The following is a 2380-nucleotide window of genomic DNA, read 5'->3' on the forward strand; positions in this document are numbered from 1 at the left end:
TGCACCCCGAATCTACCAAATACAGCACAGCATCCGTCAATTCCCTCTTGCTCCACGTGCAGTTGCGCATCCCGGCATATAGTGGGGCGATCTCCTCCCACTGCTCATCTTATAGTGATGCCTTACAATGTCCAGCTTGTCAACTCAACCCTCCTATAACAAATCCTATCTCCACAACCTACCCAATATCCAGCCTGTCAACTCAACCCTACGCAAATTTTTGCCGTAGACCAGTTTCCAAAGAACTACTAAACGCAAAAAATTCGGGAGCCGGAATTACCCGTCGGCAATTCCCAACTCCCGGAAACCCCTTGTTTTCTACACTTTTTTGTACTTCTATTTCTCAACTCTTGACATCAATACTACCGTCTCCACATGTGTCGTCACTATGATGAGAACATGTTGTATCTGCCTTGTCAGTAGGATGGGAACACGAACTGGCAGCCTGCTTTGCGGCCTTGCTGTTCTTGCGGGGCGGCTTAAAGTTTGCTCCGTCCATGTGACTTTGAAAGCCTGTCTTGTAAATGAATGTCAGCTTGGCCGGGTCTTTGCGGCCTTCTTCATCATACCCCCCAACGATCACTTTTTCAACTATGCTTTCAAAAATATAGCGATCAAATTCTTCAAGCACATTGTTTTGTTCCAGCGTTTTTCTAAACTCCGCAATGCGTTTTTTCATGGTGTTCTCGGTTTCCGCCGCTTCCTGCAAATCGCGGCGCTGGGCTTGAAGCTGTTCGATTTGGCCTGTCAGATCAAGATATTTGCTTTCATAAGTTTCCTTGTCCAGCACTTCTTCCAAACGCATATCGACCAGCTTCGCCCGCTTTGCTTCCAGCGTCCGGATATCCTTTTCAATTTTTACCAACTGCTTGCCAGCATTGTTTTCAGACAAGGTTTCTTCCGTTCTGGCAATAAACTCGTCCAAAACATCTTTGTTGTTCTGGCAAAGAAGCCTGTACGACTCCACAAATGCCTGCTCTATCGTTTCCTCGGCTATTCCCTTGCTGTCAGGACAGAATTTTTTACCCTTTTTAGTGCTGGTGACACATTGCCAAATAACCTTATTGTACTGTGAACCGCTGTGCCAGCTTCGTCGTGTCAGTGTTCCGCCGCAAAAGCCGCATTCCAGCATACAGCTAAACGCATACTTGCGGCTGAATTTTTCACGCTTGCCGTCTGAATTTAACCGCCTTGGTTTGGCCCGACGCCTTAAAATCTCCTGTGCCTTTTCAAAAACTTCCTCGGATATGATAGGCTCATGGTGATCTCGGATATAAAACTGATCTTCCTCTCCGAAATTGTCCAGGCGGCGTTTGGATATGGGGTCAAGGGTAAAGGTTTTTCCCATCAGAATATCGCCCTTGTATTTCTCGTTCTTGATAATGCCTATCACAGTAGTTTCGGCCCACGTTGTACTGCCGCGTTTAGTCTTGTAGCCCAGGTTTTGAAGCTCCTGTGCAATAACAGAGCCACCAGCCCCCTCTATGTAGCGGCGGAAAATGTAGCGCACGATCTCCGCTTCTTCCTCATTGACAGTGATTGTCTTGTCCTCCGGGTGGTAATCATACCCCAGGCAGCCTTGGAAGCCGACCAATTCGCCACGTTGCATTTTCATTTTCAGGCCCTTTTTGACATTAGCGGAAATGTTTTCTACTTCCTGCTGTGCCACAGAGCTTAAAATGACAAGGAGCAATTCACCGTCCATTGTAAGGGTATTGATGTTTTCTTCCTCAAAGAAAACCGCAATGCCCTTTTCTTTGAGCATACGGACATATTTCAGCGTGTCCAGCGTATTTCTCGCAAACCTTGAAATAGACTTGGTGACGATCATATCAATATCGCCGTTCATGCAGTCATTTATTAACCGCTGGAAGTCCTCACGCTTTGTTACCTGTGTGCCGGTGATCGCTTCGTCTGCATAGATGCCAGCTAAAGACCAATCAGAGTTTCCCTTGATAAGTTCTGTGTAATATGCGACCTGTGACTTGCAGCTGTTAAGCTGATCTTCGCTGTCTGTACTGACACGGCAGTACGCCGCTACGCGGAGCCGTTTTGTAAGATTCGTCCGCGCCCGTGGGGAAAGTGTATTTCGCGCTTTGATGATTTCAACGCCGCTCATAGATAGCCCTCCTTTTTGCATTCTTATTATAGTGTATATTATATCACAATAAGGACGGCAAATCAAGCCATTAAATTAGAAACTACCTTGTAATCTTTCATCAGGCGATTTTTGATAAGGGAATACTCTTTATCGGTTATCAGCTTCTTGTCAAGCAGTTGTTTCAAAAAGGCAAGCTGCATACTATACCTAGGCCTTGTTTGAAAAATAAATATTGCACAAATCGTTGGCAAGAGCGAAAATAGGAATATGAAACGGTAT

At 45.8% G+C, this 2380-nt stretch carries 2 protein-coding genes; both read right to left on the reverse strand.

The features are described from left to right. Positions 1-343 precede the first annotated feature (343 nt). Positions 344-2119 (reverse strand): recombinase family protein, encoded by a 1776-nt coding sequence (locus D5269_RS17420; RefSeq protein ID WP_120487342.1) that lies wholly within the window; start codon positions 2117-2119, stop codon positions 344-346. A gap of 62 nt (positions 2120-2181) precedes the next feature. Further along, a complete protein-coding gene (locus D5269_RS17425) occupies positions 2182-2301 on the reverse strand; it encodes an SHOCT domain-containing protein (protein WP_120487344.1) in 120 nt (39 codons plus the stop codon). Between the last annotated feature and the right edge of the window lie 79 nt (positions 2302-2380).

The sequence above is a fragment of the Anaerotruncus sp. 1XD42-93 genome (assembly GCF_009917605.1).
In the GTDB taxonomy this organism is placed as follows: domain Bacteria; phylum Bacillota; class Clostridia; order Oscillospirales; family Ruminococcaceae; genus Anaerotruncus.

Bases quoted from the DNA above. Each gene is read 5' to 3' on its own strand.
- D5269_RS17420 (WP_120487342.1), bottom strand. From the start codon at position 2,119: ATGAGCGGCGTTGAAATCATCAAAGCGCGAAATACACTTTCCCCACGG.
- D5269_RS17425 (WP_120487344.1), bottom strand. From the start codon at position 2,301: ATGCAGCTTGCCTTTTTGAAACAACTGCTTGACAAGAAGCTGATAACC.